Origin of the sequence: Enterobacter asburiae (assembly GCF_001521715.1) — a bacterium.
GTDB lineage: Bacteria > Pseudomonadota > Gammaproteobacteria > Enterobacterales > Enterobacteriaceae > Enterobacter > Enterobacter asburiae.
Window position 1 is genome coordinate 3266377 of the sequence record NZ_CP011863.1, and the last position, 19631, is coordinate 3286007.

Genomic DNA, 19631 nt, shown 5'->3' on the forward strand with positions numbered 1-19631 from the left:
GCTTTTTCAGCATACTCTGCTAAAACATACCCGATTTTTATGATTTTGGAATAGCTAATTTGAAATGAATATATGATAAGCCCGGCTGGGATTTTCGCCGGGCATGTGGCTTTAACGTGTCAGCGACGCGGAGATAATGTCCAGCGCTTTACGGAACTGCGCTTCAGGGATAGTCAGCGGATAGAGGAAGCGAATGACGTTGCCATAGACGCCGCAGCTCAGAAGGAGCAGCCCTTCCTGCAACGCGCGCTCCTGCACCTGGCGGGTAAATTCCGGCGAAGGCTGACCCGTTTGCGGGTCGTTAAACTCCACCGCCACCATCGAGCCCTGCGCGCGAATGTCAGCGATATACGGGCAGTGTTCCTTCGCCTTGTTCAGCACTTCCACCAGGTGATGGCCAAGATGCGCCGAGCGCGTGCAGAGATCCTCTTCATCAATCACGTCGAGCACGGCATGCGCCGCCGCAATCGCCAGCGGGTTTCCGGCGTAGGTACCACCCAGCCCGCCAGGCGCGGGGGCGTCCATCACCTCCGCACGGCCAGAAACCGCAGAAAGCGGCATTCCGCCCGCCAGGCTTTTCGCCATGGTGATCAGATCGGGCTTCACGCAGTGATGTTCCATCGAGAACAGCTTGCCGGTACGGGCAAAGCCGCTTTGCACCTCGTCGGCAATCAGCAAAATACTGTGGGTGTCGCACAAGGCGCGCAGCGCCTGCATAAAATCAGCTGGCGCAATGTTGAAACCGCCCTCGCCCTGAACCGGTTCGAGAATAATGGCCGCGACCTGGTCGGGAGCGATATCCGCTTTAAAGATGCGTTCCAGGCTTTTCAACGCTTCCGCCGTGCTAACGCCGTGCAGTTCATTCGGATACTGCGCGTGATACACCGAACCGGGGAACGGGCCAAAGCCGATCTTGTACGGCGCAACTTTGCCGGTCAGCGCCATGGTCATAAAGGTGCGGCCGTGAAACGCGCCGCCAAAGGTGATAAGGCCAGGACGTTTGGTGTACGCCCGGGCAATTTTGACCGCGTTTTCGACCGCCTCTGCCCCCGTGGAGAAGAACGCGGTTTTGGCCGGACCGTCAACGGGCACGCGCTGGTTGATGCGCTCGGCAAGCGCGACGTAGCTTTCGTACGGCACAATCTGGTACGCCGTATGGGTAAACGCGTGGAGCTGTTTTTCAATGGCGGAAATGACTTTTGGATGACGATGGCCAGTATTCAGCACCGCGATCCCGGCGGCGAAGTCGATGTACTCGTTGCCTTCCACGTCCCACACCGTGGCGTTTTCAGCTTTATCGGCATAGAAGTTACACATCACGCCGATGCCGCGCGGCGTCGCCTGTAAACGCCGGTCGTTCAGTTCGTTATTTTTCACCCTGTCCCCCTGAGAAAGTCGCCTGCTTAGCGCATCAGTAAGTGTTTGCCAGGGGGAGGGAATTCGCCAGAGCGGGCGCTAAAAAAACAAAACCCCCGGACTTTCATCCAGGGGTTCTCGGTGTACTTCGCGAAAATTACGCTTCGATAGCGGCGCGAAGTTTTTTCATGGCGTTCTTTTCAAGCTGACGGACACGTTCCGCAGAAACGCCGTAGCGGTCGGCCAGCTCCTGCAGCGTGGACTTGTTGTCTTCGTCCAGCCAGCGGGCGCGGATAATATCCTGGCTACGCTCGTCGAGGCCTTCCATCGCATGGGTCAGCTTGTTCGCAGCCTGATCTTCCCAGTTATCCTCTTCGATGCCATCAGCAAAGTTAGAGGTTTTATCCTGCAGATACAGAACCGGTGCCATCGGCTGGCTGTCAGATGCGTCGTCGTCGGAGGACATATCAAAGGTCATGTCCTGCGCGGCCATACGGGATTCCATCTCACGCACGTCTTTGCTGGTTACGCCCAGCTCGCGCGCCACCATTTCCACTTCATCCTGATTGAACCAGCCCAGACGCTGCTTGGCTTTACGCAGGTTGAAGAACAGTTTACGCTGCGCTTTTGTCGTGGCGACTTTCACGATACGCCAGTTGCGCAGCACGTATTCATGAATTTCTGCTTTGATCCAGTGCACGGCGAAGGAGACCAGTCGCACACCCACTTCCGGGTTAAAGCGACGCACAGCCTTCATCAGGCCGATGTTACCTTCCTGAATCAAGTCCGCCTGCGGCAGGCCATAGCCCGCATAGTTACGAGCAACGTGAACAACAAAGCGCAGGTGAGACAGGATCAGCGTCTTAGCTGCTTCCAGATCGCCCTGGTAATGCAGCTTTTCAGCAAGCTCCTTTTCTTCCTCGGCCGTTAACATCGGCCAGGTGTTCGCAGCCCGGATATAAGATTCCAGGTTACCAACAGGGGCTAAAGCTAAAGTTTGCATTTCTTTGGTCATTCATTCCTCTCAATGTTTCTTCTGGTCCAGGTCGTCCCCGTCAGGCAACAACCATGCCAAAGCGTTTGAGCAACGAGATTAGCATTCACTCTTTTATCAGACAGTGATTTTATCCACAAGTTCCAGGTGCAACGGTGAATAAATTACGCACAAAATGTGACATGGAAATGATAACAGGGGGAGCGACAACAGGGACGCTTTCCCTGCAGAGCGAACATCTCGGTGCAGGGAAAGATTATATCACGCTTTTATTAGTCGGGAGTAAAGTGACGTAAATGTTGAACGGTTGCCAGCCAGGCAGCCACCCACCCAATCATCGAGCAAACCAGCAGCAGTAACAGACACTCATCGAACCCTAAGCCACTGATATCAAACTTCGTTCCAAAAACCTGCGCCACTTCAGTCACGGCAGAAGAAAGCCGCATCACCAAAATTTCTGACAATATCAGTGAAAGAAATGCGCCGGAAAAACCGAGCAGTGCGCCACCGTAAAGGAATGGTCGGAGGATGAAACCATCCGTCGCACCAATCAGTTTCTGCACGTTGATGGTATCGCGACGGGCAAAGATGCTCAGGCGCACGCTGTTACCGATGACGAGGAAGACCGCCGCCACCATCAGCACGCCAATCATCGCCGCGACGCGTCCTACCAGCCCGGTCAAGGCAGCAAGGCGCGCAAACCAGCTGTCGTCCATGCGCACTTCATCAATGCCCTTAATGCGCGTGATGCGATCGCGGAGGGTGTTAAGCGAATCGGTCCCCTGGAAATCCAGCTTCGGGATAACCACCGCCACGGCGGGCAGCGGGTTTTCTTCGAGCATATCCAGCGCGCCGCCAAAGCCAGACCAGTTACGGAACTCGCCCAGCGCGTCTTCACGTGAGAGATAGTTGACCTTCTCCACGCCCTGCTCGGCCTGGATTTGCCCAACCACCTGCGCCGCGGCGTTATCGTCGAGCGCTTTATCCATATAGACCGTGATCTGCGGGGACGGATAATACTGTGAGGCCGCCTGGTTGACGTTCTTATAGACCATGTAGCAGACGCTTGGCAGCGTCAGGGAGATGGCAATCACCATCACCGTCAGGAACGTCGCCAGCGGTTTGCTTTTCAGGTCCTGCAGCGCGCCGTGGAAGGCATAGCGCACCTGCTCGTTAAATACGTTGGTTTTACGGGAGGCCGGTTTTGGCGCGGCCTTCTGGCGCTTCGGCGCATTACGATTGCCGTCACCACCGCCCTGCGGCTTACGGAAACGGTCAAACCGGTTCCCGAACTGCCGAATCTGGTTCATTGCATCACGCTTGTTCACCGTGGCCTCCGTGCAAATGCCCGTCGCTCAGGGTCAGCATGCGGTACGAACGACGGGAAATGAGCCCGATGTCGTGCGTCGCCATCAATACCGTGACCCCTACGCGGTTGAATTCCTCAAACAGACGCAAAATCCCTTCGGACAGGGCATCGTCCAGGTTACCGGTCGGTTCATCCGCCAGCAGTACGGCAGGCTTGTTCACCACCGCACGGGCGATGCCCACGCGCTGCTGCTCACCGCCGGACAGCTGGATCGGGAAGTTCTTCGCTTTGTCCAGCAGCCCGACCTTATCCAGCGCCGCAGAAACGCGACGGCGGATATCATCATAGCTGGCGCCGGCAATAATCAGCGGAATGGCCACGTTATCGAAAACGGTGCGATCCATCAGCAGGTGGTGATCCTGGAAAATCATGCCGATCTGACGACGCAGGAACGGCACTTCGCGGTTTTTCAGGCGGCTGATCTCATGGCCGCCGAAAAAGATTTTCCCGGCGCTTGGCCGCTCGATCCCACAGATAAGCTTGAGCAGGGTACTTTTCCCCGCGCCGGAATGGCCGGTCAGGAATGCCATCTCGCCCGGCTGCAGGTGGAATGTCACCCCCTGCAGCGCTTGTCTCCCACCGAGATAGGCCTTGCTGACGTGTTCAAAGCGAATCATTGTTAGTCCTCTCGGGCAAATAATGCCTCAATAAAGTCGTCCGCTTTAAACGGACGCAAATCCTCAATACGCTCGCCCACACCGATGTAGCGGATAGGAATGCCGAACTGATCGGCCACGGAGAAGATCACCCCGCCTTTCGCGGTGCCGTCCAGCTTGGTCAGCGCGATCCCGGTCAGTCCTACCGCTTCATTGAACAGCTTCGCCTGGCTGATGGCGTTCTGTCCGGTGCTGGCATCAATGGTCAGCATAATTTCATGCGGTGCGTCTTCGTCCAGCTTCTTCATGACGCGAACGATTTTCTTCAACTCTTCCATCAGGTGCGATTTGTTCTGCAAACGCCCTGCGGTATCGGCAATCAGCACGTCCACGTTGCGCGCCTTCGCCGCCTGGATGGCATCGAAGATCACGGACGCGGAGTCAGCGCCGGTATGCTGGGCAATCACCGGAATGTTGTTGCGCTGGCCCCAAACCTGCAGCTGCTCAACCGCCGCCGCACGGAAGGTATCGCCCGCCGCCAGCATCACAGATTTGCCCTGCTGCTCGAACTGACGCGCCAGCTTGCCGATGGTGGTGGTTTTACCCACGCCGTTCACGCCAACCATCAGAATAACAAATGGCGTTTTGCCTTCAATATTAAGCGGTTCGTCAACTTTTGCGAGAATTTCGCCCATCTCGTCTTTCAGCAGACCGTACAGCGCTTCGGCGTCGCGCAGCTGTTTGCGGCTCGCCCCTTCGGTCAGATTGGCGATGATCTTACGGGTGGTTTCCACGCCGACGTCCGCAATCAGCAGCTGTTCTTCCAGCTCTTCAAAGAGATCGTCGTCGATCTTCTTGCCGCGGAACAGACTGATAAATCCGGATCCTAAGTTTTCTTTGGTTTTGAGCAGGCTGCGCTTCAGGCGCGCGAAGAAACCTTCTTTGGTCGGTTTTTCCTGCTCCTGAACGATCTCTTCTTCCGGCTGTTCTTCCACCGGCACGACGATGACCGCTTCTTCCGCGGCTTCTGCCGCCAGCGCCTGGGCTTCCAGCTCTTCATCGGTCAGCTCTGGCTCGAGTGCCGCTTCTTCTTCCACCGCCTCAACGATTTCAACGGTTTCCGCTTCGGCCTGCCACTCCTCGGCAGACACCTCTTCGGCTTTCACCTCTTCCGGCAGCGGCAGCTCTTCGTGCTCGATTACGACCTGCGGCGCTTCAGCAACGGCGTCGATGACAACCGGTTCTGGCTTCTCGCTCTCCTGAACCTGTTCCGTGACCTCAACCACCTCTTCTGCAAAGGATTCAATTTCTTCTTTGCTGTGCGCCGTTTCTTCCGCTTCGACTACCGCGGCGGTTTCTACAGGCGTTTCAGGCTGTGACTGCTCTTCAACGGCTTGTTGCTCTTCGGTTTTCTGTTCTGTTTCTTGCTCTTTTTCACCGAAGCCCAGCCAGGAAAAGAAGCCACGTTTTTTTTGTTTTGCCATCTGCGACTACACTCCTCGCGGCGCTATATACATGGAAGCTAAAAAAATGATGAAATAGTCTAACACTTTACTTAATTGACATCACCGCCCGCAATCGCAGGCCAATTGTTAACAGAGCTTTCCTGAGATGAAGAAACCCAACCGCGCCCCGGCCGGTCAAATTCGTATTATCGGCGGTCAGTGGCGAGGCCGGAAATTACCGGTGCCGGACAGCCCCGGTTTACGCCCTACTACCGATCGCGTGCGCGAGACGCTGTTTAACTGGCTGGCCCCGTCAATGGTAGACGCCCACTGCCTGGACTGCTTCGCCGGAAGCGGCGCGCTCGGGCTTGAAGCGCTGTCGCGCTATGCCGCCAGCGCCACGCTGCTGGAGATGGAGCGCGGCGTTGCGCAGACGCTGCAGCAAAATCTGGCGACGCTGAAGGCGAGCAACGCCAAAGTCGTGAACACCAACACGCTGAGTTTTCTTGCGCAGAAAGGCACGCCGCATAACGTGGTGTTTGTCGACCCGCCGTTCCGCAAGGGGCTGCTGGAGGAGACGTTATCCCTGCTGGAGCAAAACGGCTGGCTGGCGGATGACGCGCTAATTTACGTTGAAAGCGAAGTGGAAAACGGTCTGCCGCCGGTTCCCACTCACTGGGATCTGCACCGCGAAAAGGTCGCCGGCCAGGTCGCTTACCGTCTTTATCACCGTCAGGCACAAGGAGGCTCCGATGCCGGTACTGATTAACCTGGGACGTTTGCTGATGCTGGGCGTCTGGGCATTTTTGATTTTAAATCTTGTGCACCCGTTCCCGCGCCCGATGAACATTTTCGTTAACGTGGCGCTGATTTTCACGTCGTTTATGCACGCCCTGCAGATGGTGATGCTGAAAAACGGCCTGCCGAAAGACGGCCCGCAGATGACGGGCTGGCAGCAGCTGCGCGTGTTTATTTTCGGCGTGTTTGAACTGCTGGTGTGGATGAAAAAGTTTAAGGCGCAGGTGAAGAAGTAAGGGGCGGCCTGATGCCCTCACCCTAACCCTCTCCCACAGGGAGAGGGGACCGTTCGTGCATTATTCCGTCCTGAACCCCTCAAACCGCGTCCCTTTGTAGCTCAACGTCCCTTTATCCCCCACCGTCAGCTGATGGTACTGCTGCGCCTCCAGGCGGAAGGTCATCTCCAGGCCGCCCGTTTCCGGCTTAAAGCTCGCTTCATAGCGCATTGCTGTGCCCGCAGGTGTCACCTGCTGCTGGCGCGAGCGGCGGTCGTTGAGCGGTTTCTCGCGTTTGTTGGTCACCTCCACGCGCTTTTGCATCAGCGGCGCGGCATCGTTATCCGCCTTCTCGCGGCGCTGCTGCACGAAACGGAACGAGGCGGCAATGACGATAATCGCCACCACGATAATGAAAAAAAGCGGCATCTTGCTCATTCGACAATCCCATCAGATTTTGCGGAATTAAGGATACCTTGCCTCCCCCGCCATTGCCAAACGCCCGCCCGCGTCACTACACTGGATCAGAAACTGATTATTCAGACTTAACAGATACAGGGAGTTAATATGCTTTGGTCATTTATCGCTGTCTGTTTTTCCGCATGGCTTTATGTCGATGCGTCGTACCGCGGTCCCACCTGGCAGCGCTGGTTGTTTAAACCGGTCACGCTGTTGCTCCTGCTGCTGCTGGCCTGGCAAGCGCCGATGTTCAACGCCGTCAGCTATCTGGTGCTCGCCGGGCTGTGTGCATCCCTGATTGGCGATGCCTTAACCCTGCTGCCGCGCCAGCGTCTGCTGTACGCCGTTGGGGCGTTCTTCCTGTCGCATCTGCTCTATACCATCTACTTTGCCAGCCAGATGACGCTCTCCTTCTTCTGGCCGCTGCCGCTGGTGCTGCTGGTGATTGGCGCACTGCTGATTGCGGTGATCTGGTCGCGTCTGGAAGAGATGCGTTTGCCGGTCTGTACCTTTATCGCCATGACGCTGGTGATGGTGTGGCTGGCGGGCGAGCTGTGGTTCTTCCGTCCGACCGCTCCGGCGATGTCCGCGTTCTTCGGCGCCGCGCTGCTGCTGATCGGGAATGTCGTCTGGCTGGGCAGCCACTATCGCCGCCGCTTCCGGGCGGATAACGCGATTGCCTCCGCGTGTTACTTTGCCGGGCATTTCCTGATTGTGCGTTCGCTGTATATCTAAATAGCGCTTGACTCTGGAGTCGACTCCAGAGTGTATGCTGCGGTTAATGAGAAAATTATCATTGCCGGAGACTGCCATGTCGACTCCAGAAATACCTAAAAAAGTTCCTCAATTCTCGGCACTTAAGCTCAGCCCGGCTCCGTCGAAAGACGACTGCTGCTGCGAAGGCGCGTGCGAAACGCCAACTCAACCCCTTCCTGAAAGCGGGAACCGCTTCAGCTGGGTCGTCAACGGCATGGACTGCGCGGCCTGCGCCCGCAAGGTGGAAAACGCCGTCAAGCAGGTGCCGGGCGTGAGCCACGTTCAGGTGCTGTTTGCCACCGAAAAGCTGCTGGTCAGCGCCGATAACGACGTCAGCAAACAGGTTGAAGCCGCCGTCAGCAAGGCGGGCTATACCCTGCGCAGCGAAACGGCGCCCGTTGAAAAAGCCTCCTCACTGAAAGAAAACCTGCCGCTCATTACCCTCATCATCATGATGGCCCTGAGCTGGGGTCTGGAGCAGATTAACCATCCGTTCGGCAATCTGGCATTTATCGCCACCACGCTGGTCGGCCTGTTCCCGATTGCCCGTCAGGCGCTGCGCCTGATGAAAAGCGGCAGCTGGTTTGCCATCGAAACGCTGATGAGCGTGGCGGCAATCGGCGCGATGTTCATTGGCGCGACGGCGGAAGCGGCGATGGTGCTGCTGCTGTTCTTAATCGGCGAACGTCTTGAGGGCTGGGCGGCGAGCCGGGCGCGTAAAGGGGTCAGCGCGCTGATGGCGCTGAAGCCGGAAACCGCCACTCGCGTGATAAACGGCACGCGTGAAACGGTCGCCATCAACACGCTGCGCCCGGGCGACGTGATTGAAGTGGCCGCAGGGGGGCGTCTGCCCGCAGACGGCGCGCTGCTTACCGCCACCGCGAGCTTTGATGAAAGCGCCCTGACCGGGGAATCCATTCCGGTAGAGCGTGCCGCGGGTGAAAAAGTGCCTGCTGGTGCCACCAGCGTCGACCGTCTGGTGCAGCTCACCGTGCTTTCCGAGCCGGGCGACAGCGCCATCGACCGTATCCTGAAGCTGATTGAAGAGGCAGAGGAGCGCCGCGCGCCGGTCGAACGCTTTATCGATCGCTTCAGCCGGATTTATACCCCTGCCATCATGCTGGTTGCCCTGCTGGTCACCGTCGTCCCGCCGCTGTTCTTTGGCGCGCCGTGGGAGGGCTGGATTTATAAAGGGCTGACGCTGCTGCTGATTGGCTGCCCGTGCGCGCTGGTGATTTCCACCCCGGCGGCGATTACCTCAGGTCTGGCGGCAGCGGCACGTCGCGGCGCGCTGATTAAGGGCGGCGCGGCGCTGGAACAGCTGAGCCAGGTTCAGCATATCGCCTTCGATAAAACCGGTACGTTAACCGTCGGCAAGCCGCAGGTGATCGGCGTATATCCGCAGGAAACCAGTGAAGATGAGCTGCTTACATTGGCCGCCGCCGTTGAACAGGGGTCCACTCACCCCCTGGCGCAGGCGATTGTGCGAGAAGCGCAGTCGCGCGGGCTGAACATCCCTCCGGCAACCGCCCAGCGGGCGCTGGTCGGGTCAGGGATTGAGGCCACCGTTGACGGTAAAAAGGTGCTGATTGTCGCGGCGGGCAAGTCTTCCAGTCCAGAGGTTGAGGCGTTAGAACAGACCGGACAAACCGTCGTGACCGTCCTGCAGGACGGCGTCGCGAAGGGAATGCTGGCGCTGCGCGATACCCTGCGCGATGACGCAAAAGAAGCCGTGGCGGCGCTGCACAAGCTGGGCGTGCAGGGCGTTATTCTCACCGGTGATAACCCTCGCGCGGCGGCAGCGATTGCCGGTGAGCTGGGGCTGGAGTTTAAAGCCGGATTGTTGCCTGCGGATAAGGTCAGCGCCGTGACGGAACTGAACGCTCGCGGGCCGCTGGCAATGGTCGGTGACGGGATTAACGACGCCCCGGCGATGAAAGCGTCCACCATTGGTATTGCGATGGGCAGCGGGACCGACGTGGCGCTGGAGACGGCCGACGCGGCATTGACGCACAACCGCCTGACCGGGCTGGCGCAGATGATTAGCCTGGCGCGGGCGACGCGGGCCAACATCCGTCAGAACATCGGCATTGCGCTCGGTCTGAAAGGGATTTTCCTCGTGACGACCCTGCTCGGCATGACCGGACTGTGGCTGGCGGTGCTGGCGGATACCGGGGCAACGGTGCTGGTGACGGCGAACGCGCTCCGGCTGCTGCGTCGCCGATAAAAAAAGCCCGGTGGCGCTAACGCTTACCGGGCCTCCATGTCCTGCTAACTCATCGGTCGGGTAAGGCGAAGCCGCCACCCGACTTTTTTATAAGAAATAGCTCATCGCCAGGCCTAAAAACAGCACCAGACCGACGTAGTTGTTGTTCATAAACGCTTTAAAGCATGCGTCGCGCTCACGCTTAGCAATCAGCTTTTGCTGGTACGCAAACAGCAGTCCCGCCACCAGTACGGACCAGTAAAACTCCCAGTTCAGCCCGTTCAGGCGACCGATCGCGACCATCAGCGCCAGTACCGCGACCTGCAGGATACCGATAATCAGCTTGTCCTGACGACCAAAGAGGATGGCGGTGGATTTGATGCCAATCTTCAGGTCATCGTCGCGATCTACCATCGCGTATTGCGTGTCATACGCCACGGCCCAGAGAATGTTCGCCAGGAACATCAGCCAGCAGCTGAGCGGTAAGGACTCACTAACCGCCGCAAACGCCATCGGAATCGACCAGCCAAACGCCGCGCCCAGCACCACCTGAGGCAGGTGGGTATAGCGCTTCATAAAGGGATATACCCAGGCCAACGCCAGCGCCGCAACGGAAAGCAGAATGGTCATGGTGTTGAGGGTTAACACCAGCAGGAAAGAGAGCAGCACCAGCACAATGAACAGCACGCGGGCTTCTTTCCCGCTGACCTGCCCGCTGGGTAACGGACGACCGGCAGTACGCTTAACATGACCGTCGAATTTACGATCGGCATAGTCATTCACCACGCAGCCCGCCGCGCGCATCAGCCAGACGCCGGCAACGAACACGGCCAGGATCCACAGCGGCGGCACGCCCGGCGTGGCGAGCCACAGCGCCCACAGGGTCGGCCACAGCAGCAGTAACGCGCCAATGGGTTTATCGGTACGCATTAAGCGGTGATACGCCAACAGCTTATTCTGCGTCAGGCTCCACTCCATTTTTTCTTCCTCTTAGTACAACGGTGATGCAGGTAAAAAAAGCTCCGTCAGAATTAACGGTTTACCGCTCAGGCGAAGGCGGGAACGACGCCCCCAGAGTTCGGCATCACGACCAATCTCAATAAAATCCCGGGTAAGCTCAGACGAGGTAAAAAGGTAACGCCCCAGAGGCGTTTTCCCCAGACGTTGCAGCGCGAGCTCTGGCCCGGAAAGGGTGGACTCGGGGACCACCGTCCGCCCGGCAAGCCACGGCTCACCATCAGCACAGAGTAAAATTTCGCGCAGCCAGTAGCGTGGCTCTTGCGGCAGCAGCGGCAGCTCGCTGGCGATCTCATCGCCAGAGACAAACCCTTCCTGAATCAGGGTCACCGTGACCGTTTTACCCTGTTGCTCAAAACGTTTCGTCATGGAATCTTCCAGCAACAGCCAGTCCAGTTGCTGCGGATCAAGCGCAGGTATTTGGTCGAAATAGCGCAGCGCACGCAGTTGCGTTAGCGCAGGGTGTGACATGCCAGACTCTCCGATACATAACGTAATGGCATTGTATCGCAGAAACACGGATTGAGGGGGGCCAAACGTTATTTAACGATCACGATCGCAACATGGGCGCAACAGCCTGGCGGCTACGAAAAAAAGTGCGCCCACTCAGGCGCACCAAACTACTAACAAATCAGCACTGTGGGGAAACGGTTACCCCTTGCCTTTTACACTGCTGATAAAGGTGGAACGGGCAGTGGTTGAACCTAAACGTTCGGCTTCATCAAGCAGTTTTAGCGCTTTATCGACATCGCCGCGCTTCACCGCCTGCTTAATGGCGTTGTTGAAGTACTCTTCGGTGTCGTTCAGTACCGGCTCGGCTTTCTTAGCCGGGGCAGGCGCTGCGGTCGCCACCGGTGCGGCTGCCGTAGCAGCTGGCGCGGTATAGGCAGGAGCAGCAGTGTTACCTACAGTGACAGGGCCGGTGCCGGAGGAGCCAAACAGCGGGCCGACCAGCACGCTGGACGCATTGTTAGTTGAGACTTTCAGTTTAAGCAGGCCGTCGGTGACGTGGCGCGCTAACGGATCAGGGATATCCGGAACAGAGTTACCCGTTCCTTTGGCGTAGGCTTTTGCCGGATCGATAAGCTTAGTGGTCTGCTGTAGATCTTTTTCAGTCGTGAAAACCAGAACATAAATCTTCTGCTGTCCCAACGCTGGCGTCAGGCGCATTTTGCCTTCCAGACGGTCGGCGCTCATGACGCCAGGCTCCTGATAACTAAAGTACTCGCTTGGGAAGAAAGCAGACGGCGTCAGATTCTGATCCAGAATCAGAACGTTCGGTGCAAAAACGCTGGTTTGCTTGTTCACTTCGCTGGTCAGCGTCAGGGTTAGCTCACCAATGTTAGCCGGCACGCTGTAGGCGGCAACCGGCCCGGTGATACCCGGCACGTTCAGCTGCTGGCCACCCGTAGAAAGCTGTGTCGACTGGGTTTTGGATTGATCAACTGGCGTCCATGTCAGCTGCTGGAGGGCCGCCGCCGGGATAGCCGGCGCAGCGCTGGTATTTTGTGGCACGAAATTCACGTCTGCAAAGGAGACCGCCGGAACACAGGCCATCAGCCCCGCAGAGAGGCACAGCGCGACGAGACTTTTCTTCATTTTCATTGTTATTACCTCTGATAGCGTGAGCACTGCGGTGGCCAGGCAATAGCGCGCAGCACCCTAAGGATAGAGGGGCTTGCGCCCCTCTTTTTAGGTCATTACGTCAGGTCTAACGAATTACCACCAGATTTCCATCTGGGCACCGAAGGTCCACTCATCAGAGTCGCCGCGGCTGAAGGTTTTTGCGGACGTGTCGCTGTACGCAATACCAGAGTCATAGCCTGCACCGGAGTCGCCGTTCGCGTAGCCCCATTTCTCATCCCATTTCGCGTAGGTTGCGAAGACGCGGATAGCCGGACGGGACCAGATGCTGTCGCCAGCCTGCCATTGCTGTGCCAGGGTAATTTTGTACTGGCTGTTCGTGTCGTCAGTTTTCTGAGACTTGACGTTGTCGTAGCCCACTTCCAGCAGGGTGCTCATGATTGGCGTCCATTTGTACATAGGACGAACACCGACAGTCCACCATTTGGTGCCGTTGTTGTTATCCAGGTTGATGTCCTGGTACATACCCACGTACATCAGATCCCAGGAGTCGCCCAGAGAGATCGCACCGTGGTCCAGAACACGCCACATGTCGCCGTTGTTGTTGATGCTACCGCCTTCCGCACGGCCCTTGCCGTTGGAAGTCATAGAGTCAGTTGCGTACTGCAGCACAAATTTGTTAAAGCCCTTCAGCATGCTCTGGGTATGTTCAGCAGTGAACATCCAGCCGTCTTTAGACGCGCCAGGCTGCAGGTAGTAATCATCAGGAATATTGGTGTGACCATAATCAACACCGAACTCCAGCGTACCGCCTTCGTTGACCTGCATCTGTGCTAAACGGACGTCGAAGACATCGTTCGGTACCAGGTTGTCATAAATACGGTTACCCAGCGCGTCACGATCCGCGAAGGTCGCTGAGCCGCCCGCTTCAGAAGAACGGGTTGCGGCCAGAGAGAGCTTACCGAAGCCCAGGTCGATGTTTTCGATACCCGCACCAGGACCTGAAATATCCCAGTAGTAGAAGTCGATCATGTGAACGTCATGACGCTGATAGAAGCGCTTACCGGCCCAGATGGTGGAACCTGGCAGTGCTTCAATGAGGTTTTTACCCTGCACGTTAGCTTCACGGAAGGCCGGGCTGGTGGATTCCCAGTCGTTCTGCTGAGAAACGGAATACGCGACGTTGGTGTCGAAGTAGAAGCTCTTATCGCCCTCTTTCCACACTTCCTGGCCCAGTTTCAGTTCAGCGTAGGTCTCACATTCGTTACCGAGACGGTATTTACTTTGAGCACCTGTTGCCTGGAAGCATTGCTGCTCACCGCCACTCCCGGTCCAGCCAATGCCGGAACGAGCATAACCTTTAAAGTCCACGGCGCCTGCCTGGGCAGACAGGATGCCTGCCGCAATGGCGATTGCCAGAGGGACTTGTTTGCGCAGAGTAATCATCATTCTATCTCCTGAGATCATTGCTTTTCTTTGAACACTTCACCTGTCGGTTTCGTGTCTTCTTTTGGGATTGCTTAAACGCCTGGCTCTTTATGCAACCGACGACATGCAGTGCCATCCTCACGGAACAGATGGCAACGCTCTGGCGGCAAACCGATAGCGAATGTGGCACCCTCTTCTACCAACACCACGTCATTCTGGCGGTAGACCAGGTTCTGACGGATGGCGGGGATCTGGATATGAATCTGTGTTTCGTGACCAAGCTGTTCGACGACCTGAACGTCACCTTCCAGAGTTACATCAGCGATGTGGCTCGGCAGCAGGTGCTCAGGACGAATACCGAGGGACATGTTTGCCCCGACCTGTACGTTGGCGCTGTCGACCGGCAGCCAGACCTGCTGGCGGTTTGGCAGCTCCACCTGTACCTGTTCAATGGCTGTCGCGGTCACTTTGACGGGCAGGAAGTTCATCTTTGGCGAGCCAATAAAGCCCGCAACAAAGCGGTCTGCCGGGTAGTGGTACAGCTCCAGCGGTTTACCCACCTGCGCCACGCGGCCGGCATCCAGCACCACGATTTTGTCGGCGAGGGTCATCGCTTCCACCTGATCGTGGGTGACGTAAATCATCGTGCGGCCAAGACGCTTGTGCAGACGGGAGATTTCAATACGCATCTGGACACGCAGGGCGGCATCCAGGTTAGAGAGAGGTTCATCGAGCAGGAACACGCGCGGTTCGGCCACCAGCGTACGGCCAATCGCCACACGCTGACGCTGACCACCGGAAAGCGCTTTTGGTTTACGCTCCAGCAGGTGGGCCAGCTGTAACACTTCCGCCACCTGCGTCACGCGCTGGTTAATGACTTCTTTCTTCGCGCCGGCCAGCTTCAGGCCAAAGGACATATTTTCGGCAACGGAAAGGTGTGGATAGAGTGCATAAGACTGGAACACCATACCGACGCCACGTTCGGCGGGCGGGATGTCGTTCATTCGTGTATCACCAATCAGCAGATCGCCGCTGGTGATGGTTTCAAGACCGGCAATCATACGCAGCAGAGTAGATTTACCACAGCCTGATGGACCAACAAACACCACGAATTCGCCTTCGTTGATGTCCAGATTGATGTCTTTCGACACCACAACGTCACCCCAGGCTTTCGTTACATTACGCAGCTGTACGCTCGCCATGCCCTTCTCCCTTCGTTACAACCTGTCACCGACAGAAACATTCAAGATAAGTTCACTATGGGGTATCCATTACTTTCCCGAATCCTCCACCCCCCGCCTTTTTTATGGGGGAGGAGGCGGGAGGATGAGGGAGCAGGCTCTGCGACCGCCGCGGGAGGGCTGAGGCAAAATTCGTGAAGCCGCCTGCAAAATTCGGTGGGTTTTTATGTGCGCCAGCACTCATAACTTAAATTTATGCAACGGAGATCACACAAACGGGGGGTGGGGCGTAGGGGTTGGGAGGATGGAAAGAGGATGTCAAATAAGGAGACTGAGTCACGTTGAACCACCTTATGTATCCACGAGCACATCACCAAAAAGGATGGCAGATATGAATATCAAGACTGGCGCACGCCTTTTCGCATTGTCCGCCCTTGCAGCAATGATGGTTTCCGCCCCAGCGCTCGCCAAAATTGAAGAAGGCAAGCTGGTTATCTGGATTAACGGCGACAAGGGCTATAACGGCCTGGCCGAAGTGGGCAAAAAATTCGAAAAAGATACCGGCATCAAAGTTACCGTAGAACACCCGGACAAGCTGGAAGAGAAGTTCCCGCAGGTTGCAGCAACCGGCGACGGCCCGGACATCATCTTCTGGGCGCATGACCGTTTCGGGGGTTACGCGCAGTCTGGCCTGCTGGCAGAAGTGACGCCAGATAAAGCCTTCCAGGACAAGCTGTTCCCGTTCACCTGGGATGCCGTTCGCTATAACGGCAAGCTGATCGCTTACCCAATCGCGGTTGAAGCCCTGTCTCTGATTTACAACAAAGACCTGGTACCAAACCCACCGAAAACCTGGGAAGAGATCCCGAAACTGGATAAAGAGCTGAAGGCGAAAGGTAAATCCGCCCTGATGTTCAACCTGCAAGAGCCGTACTTCACCTGGCCGCTCATTGCTGCCGACGGCGGTTACGCGTTCAAGTTTGAAAACGGCAAATATGACGTGAAAGACGTGGGTGTGGACAACGCTGGCGCGAAAGCGGGTCTGACCTTCCTGGTGGATCTGATCAAGAACAAACACATGAACGCGGATACCGACTACTCCATCGCGGAAGCGGCGTTCAACAAAGGCGAAACCGCGATGACCATCAACGGTCCGTGGGCCTGGACCAACATCGACAAGAGCAAAGTCAACTACGGCGTAGCGCTGCTGCCAACCTTCAAAGGCAAGCCGTCTAAACCGTTCGTTGGCGTGCTGAGCGCAGGCATCAACGCCGCCAGCCCGAACAAAGAGCTGGCGAAAGAGTTCCTGGAAAACTACCTGCTGACCGATCAGGGTCTGGATGAAGTGAACAAGGACAAACCGCTGGGCGCCGTCGCGCTGAAATCCTTCCAGGATCAGCTGGCGAAAGACCCACGTATCGCGGCCACCATGGATAACGCCCAGAAAGGCGAAATCATGCCGAACATCCCACAGATGGCTGCGTTCTGGTACGCCACGCGTACCGCGGTCATCAACGCTGCAAGCGGTCGTCAGACTGTCGATGCCGCGCTGAAAGATGCTCAGGGTCGTATTACTAAGTAATGACGTAGTCCCCTCTCCCTTTGGGAGAGGGTTAGGGTGAGGGTTGGCGCTATCCGCACGCCCTCACCCCGGCCCTCTCCCCCAGGAGAGGGAGAAAAGATCAAACGTTGTAGAGGAAAAACCCCATGGATGTCATTAAAAAGAAACGCTGGTGGCAAAGCGACGCGCTGAAGTGGTCAGCGATAGGTCTGCTGTGTCTGCTGGTGGGTTACCTTGTTGTTTTAATGTACGTACAAGGGGAATATCTGTTCGCCATCATGACGCTGATTTTAAGCTCTGCTGGCCTGTATATTTTCGCTAATCGTAAAGCCTATGCCTGGCGCTATGTCTACCCGGGCGTGGCCGGGATGGGGCTGTTTGTCCTGTTCCCGCTGATTTGTACCATCGCCATTGCGTTTACCAACTACAGCAGCACCAACCAGCTTGCGCAGGAACGCGCGCAGCAGGTCCTGCTGGATCGCTCCTATCAGGCAGGCAAGACCTTTAACTTCGGCCTGTATCCTGCCGGTAACGAGTGGAAGTTAGCGCTTACTGACGAAGCAAGCAGCAAATACTATGTCTCCGACGCGTTCAAATTTGGCGGCGAGCAGAAGCTGGCCTTAAAAGAGGCACAGGCCCTGCCGGAAGGTGAACGTGCCAACCTGCGCGTTATTACCCAGAACCGTCAGGCGCTGACCCAGCTCACCGCCGTGCTGCCAGACGAAAGCAAAGTGACCATGAGCTCGCTGCGCCAGTTCTCCGGCACGCAGCCACTCTATACCCTGGCGGACGACGGCACGCTGACCAACAACCAGAGCGGCGTGAAATATCGTCCGAATAACGACATCGGTTTCTATCAGTCCATTACTGCCGACGGCAAATGGGGTGATGACAAGCTCAGCCCTGGCTATACCGTCACCATCGGCTGGGACAACTTTACCCGCGTGTTTACCGACGAAGGCATTCAGAAACCGTTCTTCGCCATCTTCGTGTGGACGGTGGTCTTCTCGGTGCTGACGGTGATCCTGACCGTAGCCGTGGGCATGGTGCTGGCCTGTCTGGTCCAGTGGGAATCCCTGAAAGGCAAAGCGATTTACCGCGTGCTGCTGATCCTGCCGTATGCCGTACCGTCGTTTATCTCGATTCTAATTTTCAAAGGGCTGTTTAACCAGAGCTTCGGTGAAATCAACATGATGCTGAGCGCCCTGTTCGGTATCAAACCGGCCTGGTTCAGCGACCCGACCACCGCCCGCTCGATGATTATCATCGTGAACACCTGGCTCGGTTATCCGTACATGATGATCCTGTGCATGGGCCTGCTGAAGGCTATCCCGGACGATCTGTACGAAGCCTCGGCGATGGACGGCGCGGGCCCGTTCCAGAACTTCTTCAGGATTACGCTGCCGCTGCTCATTAAGCCGCTGACGCCGCTGATGATTGCCAGCTTCGCCTTTAACTTTAACAACTTCGTGCTGATTCAGCTGTTGACCAACGGCGGCCCGGACCGCCTTGGCACCACGACGCCAGCAGGCTATACCGACCTGCTCGTGAGCTACACCTACCGTATCGCCTTCGAAGGCGGCGGCGGCCAGGACTTCGGTCTGGCGGCAGCAATTGCCACCCTGATCTTCCTGCTGGTGGGCGCTCTGGCGATTGTGAACCTGAAAGCCACACGTATGAAATTTGACTAAGGAGGGCATCGATCATGGCAATGGTACAACCCAAATCTCAGAAGTTGCGCCTCCTGGCGACGCACTTAGGCCTGCTGATTTTCATCGCGGCGATCATGTTCCCGCTGCTGATGGTTATCGCCATCTCCCTGCGTTCGGGTAACTTCGCCACCGGGAGCCTGATCCCGGACGAAATCTCCTGGGAGCACTGGAAGCTCGCGCTGGGCTTCAGCGTGGAACATGCGGATGGCCGCGTTACGCCGCCGCCGTTCCCGGTGCTGCTGTGGCTGTGGAACTCGGTGAAAATTGCAGGCATTACCGCCATTGGTATCGTGGCGCTTTCCACCACCTGCGCCTACGCCTTCGCCCGCATGCGTTTCCCGGGCAAAGCGACGCTGCTGAAAGGGATGCTGATTTTCCAGATGTTCCCGGCCGTGCTGTCGCTGGTGGCGTTGTATGCCTTGTTTGACCGTCTGGGCCAGTACGTACCCTTTATCGGCCTGAACACTCACGGCGGCGTGATCTTCGCCTATCTTGGCGGTATCGCACTGCATGTCTGGACTATCAAAGGCTACTTCGAAACCATCGACGGCTCGCTGGAAGAAGCGGCCGCGCTGGATGGCGCAACCCCGTGGCAGGCGTTCCGCCTGGTGCTGCTGCCGCTGTCGGTGCCAATTCTGGCGGTAGTATTTATCCTGTCGTTTATCGCTGCGATCACCGAAGTACCGGTTGCCTCACTGTTACTGCGTGATGTGAACAGCTACACCCTGGCCGTAGGTATGCAGCAATACCTCAACCCGCAAAACTACCTGTGGGGCGACTTTGCCGCGGCGGCCGTGCTTTCCGCCATCCCGATTACCGTGGTGTTCCTGCTGGCGCAGCGCTGGCTGGTCAACGGCCTGACGGCGGGCGGTGTGAAAGGTTAAGTTTCATTTTGTTATGCCACTGCAACCCTCAACTTTAGACGTATTGTATTGACCCAACTTGTGACTGTTG

Annotated in this window: 18 protein-coding genes; 7 read left to right on the top strand and 11 right to left on the bottom strand. The window is 57.0% G+C overall.

The features are described 5' to 3' along the window. Positions 1–111 precede the first annotated feature (111 nt). The 5 genes from ACJ69_RS15815 to ftsY form a co-directional block, all read right to left on the bottom strand. The gene (locus tag ACJ69_RS15815) at positions 112–1377 is read right to left on the bottom strand and encodes a 4-aminobutyrate--2-oxoglutarate transaminase (RefSeq protein ID WP_059347300.1); all 1266 of its coding nucleotides are present in this window, start codon (positions 1375–1377) and stop codon (positions 112–114) included. Between the two features lie 136 nt (positions 1378–1513). After that, on the bottom strand, positions 1514–2371 hold the full coding sequence (gene rpoH / locus ACJ69_RS15820; RefSeq protein ID WP_023334143.1) for an RNA polymerase sigma factor RpoH: 858 nt from the start codon (positions 2369–2371) through the stop codon (positions 1514–1516). A gap of 251 nt (positions 2372–2622) precedes the next feature. After that, positions 2623–3678, bottom strand: coding sequence for a permease-like cell division protein FtsX (gene ftsX, locus ACJ69_RS15830; RefSeq protein WP_029741817.1), 1056 nt, complete (start codon positions 3676–3678; stop codon positions 2623–2625). Continuing rightward, on the bottom strand, positions 3665–4336 hold the full coding sequence (gene ftsE / locus ACJ69_RS15835; protein WP_023310016.1) for a cell division ATP-binding protein FtsE: 672 nt from the start codon (positions 4334–4336) through the stop codon (positions 3665–3667). The genes ftsX and ftsE overlap by 14 nt, the downstream gene beginning before the upstream one ends. A 2-nt stretch (positions 4337–4338) precedes the next feature. Further along, positions 4339–5799, bottom strand: coding sequence for a signal recognition particle-docking protein FtsY (gene ftsY, locus ACJ69_RS15840; protein WP_059347301.1), 1461 nt, complete (start codon positions 5797–5799; stop codon positions 4339–4341). 127 nt (positions 5800–5926) lie between these two features. Here ftsY and rsmD point away from each other — a divergent pair, with 127 nt between their 5' ends. Together rsmD and ACJ69_RS15850 are read left to right on the top strand one after the other, a co-directional pair. Next, entirely contained in the window at positions 5927–6529 is a 603-nt protein-coding gene (gene rsmD, locus ACJ69_RS15845; RefSeq protein WP_023334140.1) for a 16S rRNA (guanine(966)-N(2))-methyltransferase, read from the top strand. Next, positions 6513–6794, top strand: coding sequence for a DUF1145 family protein (locus ACJ69_RS15850; protein WP_010436509.1), 282 nt, complete (start codon positions 6513–6515; stop codon positions 6792–6794). The genes rsmD and ACJ69_RS15850 overlap by 17 nt, the downstream gene beginning before the upstream one ends. A gap of 60 nt (positions 6795–6854) precedes the next feature. Here the strand turns inward: ACJ69_RS15850 and ACJ69_RS15855 are convergent, their stop codons facing one another. After that, on the bottom strand, positions 6855–7211 hold the full coding sequence (locus ACJ69_RS15855) for a DUF2500 domain-containing protein (RefSeq protein ID WP_059347302.1): 357 nt from the start codon (positions 7209–7211) through the stop codon (positions 6855–6857). A 129-nt stretch (positions 7212–7340) separates the two neighbouring features. On the opposite strand from ACJ69_RS15855, the gene ACJ69_RS15860 reads away from it, so the two are divergent. Both ACJ69_RS15860 and zntA read left to right on the top strand, forming a co-directional pair. Next, entirely contained in the window at positions 7341–7967 is a 627-nt protein-coding gene (locus ACJ69_RS15860; protein ID WP_029741976.1) for a lysoplasmalogenase, read from the top strand. A gap of 76 nt (positions 7968–8043) precedes the next feature. Continuing rightward, a complete protein-coding gene (zntA, locus tag ACJ69_RS15865; RefSeq protein ID WP_059347303.1) occupies positions 8044–10215 on the top strand; it encodes a Zn(II)/Cd(II)/Pb(II) translocating P-type ATPase ZntA in 2172 nt (723 codons plus the stop codon). A gap of 87 nt (positions 10216–10302) precedes the next feature. Here zntA and ubiA read toward each other — a convergent pair whose 3' ends face one another. From ubiA to malK, 5 genes are all read right to left on the bottom strand, one after another. Beyond that, positions 10303–11172 (bottom strand): 4-hydroxybenzoate octaprenyltransferase, encoded by an 870-nt coding sequence (ubiA, locus tag ACJ69_RS15870; RefSeq protein ID WP_059347304.1) that lies wholly within the window; start codon positions 11170–11172, stop codon positions 10303–10305. A 12-nt stretch (positions 11173–11184) separates the two neighbouring features. Further along, positions 11185–11682 carry a chorismate lyase gene (ubiC, locus tag ACJ69_RS15875; RefSeq protein ID WP_023334136.1) on the bottom strand — a complete coding sequence of 166 codons (498 nt, stop codon included), beginning with the start codon at positions 11680–11682 and terminating at the stop codon, positions 11185–11187. Positions 11683–11862: 180 nt separating this feature from the next. Continuing rightward, positions 11863–12816: a maltose operon protein MalM gene (gene malM, locus ACJ69_RS15880; RefSeq protein WP_023334135.1), complete on the bottom strand. Its 954-nt coding sequence runs from the start codon at positions 12814–12816 to the stop codon at positions 11863–11865. 114 nt (positions 12817–12930) lie between these two features. Next, positions 12931–14244, bottom strand: coding sequence for a maltoporin (locus tag ACJ69_RS15885; RefSeq protein ID WP_029740620.1), 1314 nt, complete (start codon positions 14242–14244; stop codon positions 12931–12933). Between the two features lie 71 nt (positions 14245–14315). After that, on the bottom strand, positions 14316–15425 hold the full coding sequence (gene malK, locus ACJ69_RS15890; protein WP_023310005.1) for a maltose/maltodextrin ABC transporter ATP-binding protein MalK: 1110 nt from the start codon (positions 15423–15425) through the stop codon (positions 14316–14318). Positions 15426–15795: 370 nt separating this feature from the next. Here malK and malE point away from each other — a divergent pair, with 370 nt between their 5' ends. The 3 genes from malE to malG all read left to right on the top strand — a co-directional run bounded on the left by malE (position 15796) and on the right by malG (position 19561). Next, entirely contained in the window at positions 15796–16986 is a 1191-nt protein-coding gene (gene malE / locus ACJ69_RS15895) for a maltose/maltodextrin ABC transporter substrate-binding protein MalE (protein ID WP_059347305.1), read from the top strand. A gap of 125 nt (positions 16987–17111) precedes the next feature. Then, entirely contained in the window at positions 17112–18656 is a 1545-nt protein-coding gene (gene malF, locus ACJ69_RS15900; protein WP_047646911.1) for a maltose ABC transporter permease MalF, read from the top strand. Between the two features lie 14 nt (positions 18657–18670). Continuing rightward, entirely contained in the window at positions 18671–19561 is an 891-nt protein-coding gene (malG, locus tag ACJ69_RS15905) for a maltose ABC transporter permease MalG (RefSeq protein WP_023310002.1), read from the top strand. Positions 19562–19631 lie beyond the last annotated feature (70 nt).

Bases quoted from the DNA above. Each gene is read 5' to 3' on its own strand.
- rpoH (WP_023334143.1), bottom strand. From the start codon at position 2,371: ATGACCAAAGAAATGCAAACTTTAGCTTTAGCCCCTGTTGGTAACCTG.
- ftsE (WP_023310016.1), bottom strand. From the start codon at position 4,336: ATGATTCGCTTTGAACACGTCAGCAAGGCCTATCTCGGTGGGAGACAA.
- ftsY (WP_059347301.1), bottom strand. From the start codon at position 5,799: ATGGCAAAACAAAAAAAACGTGGCTTCTTTTCCTGGCTGGGCTTCGGT.
- rsmD (WP_023334140.1), top strand. From the start codon at position 5,927: ATGAAGAAACCCAACCGCGCCCCGGCCGGTCAAATTCGTATTATCGGC.
- ACJ69_RS15850 (WP_010436509.1), top strand. From the start codon at position 6,513: ATGCCGGTACTGATTAACCTGGGACGTTTGCTGATGCTGGGCGTCTGG.
- ACJ69_RS15855 (WP_059347302.1), bottom strand. From the start codon at position 7,211: ATGAGCAAGATGCCGCTTTTTTTCATTATCGTGGTGGCGATTATCGTC.
- ACJ69_RS15860 (WP_029741976.1), top strand. From the start codon at position 7,341: ATGCTTTGGTCATTTATCGCTGTCTGTTTTTCCGCATGGCTTTATGTC.
- zntA (WP_059347303.1), top strand. From the start codon at position 8,044: ATGTCGACTCCAGAAATACCTAAAAAAGTTCCTCAATTCTCGGCACTT.
- ubiA (WP_059347304.1), bottom strand. From the start codon at position 11,172: ATGGAGTGGAGCCTGACGCAGAATAAGCTGTTGGCGTATCACCGCTTA.
- ubiC (WP_023334136.1), bottom strand. From the start codon at position 11,682: ATGTCACACCCTGCGCTAACGCAACTGCGTGCGCTGCGCTATTTCGAC.
- malM (WP_023334135.1), bottom strand. From the start codon at position 12,816: ATGAAAATGAAGAAAAGTCTCGTCGCGCTGTGCCTCTCTGCGGGGCTG.
- ACJ69_RS15885 (WP_029740620.1), bottom strand. From the start codon at position 14,244: ATGATGATTACTCTGCGCAAACAAGTCCCTCTGGCAATCGCCATTGCG.
- malK (WP_023310005.1), bottom strand. From the start codon at position 15,425: ATGGCGAGCGTACAGCTGCGTAATGTAACGAAAGCCTGGGGTGACGTT.
- malE (WP_059347305.1), top strand. From the start codon at position 15,796: ATGAATATCAAGACTGGCGCACGCCTTTTCGCATTGTCCGCCCTTGCA.
- malF (WP_047646911.1), top strand. From the start codon at position 17,112: ATGGATGTCATTAAAAAGAAACGCTGGTGGCAAAGCGACGCGCTGAAG.
- malG (WP_023310002.1), top strand. From the start codon at position 18,671: ATGGCAATGGTACAACCCAAATCTCAGAAGTTGCGCCTCCTGGCGACG.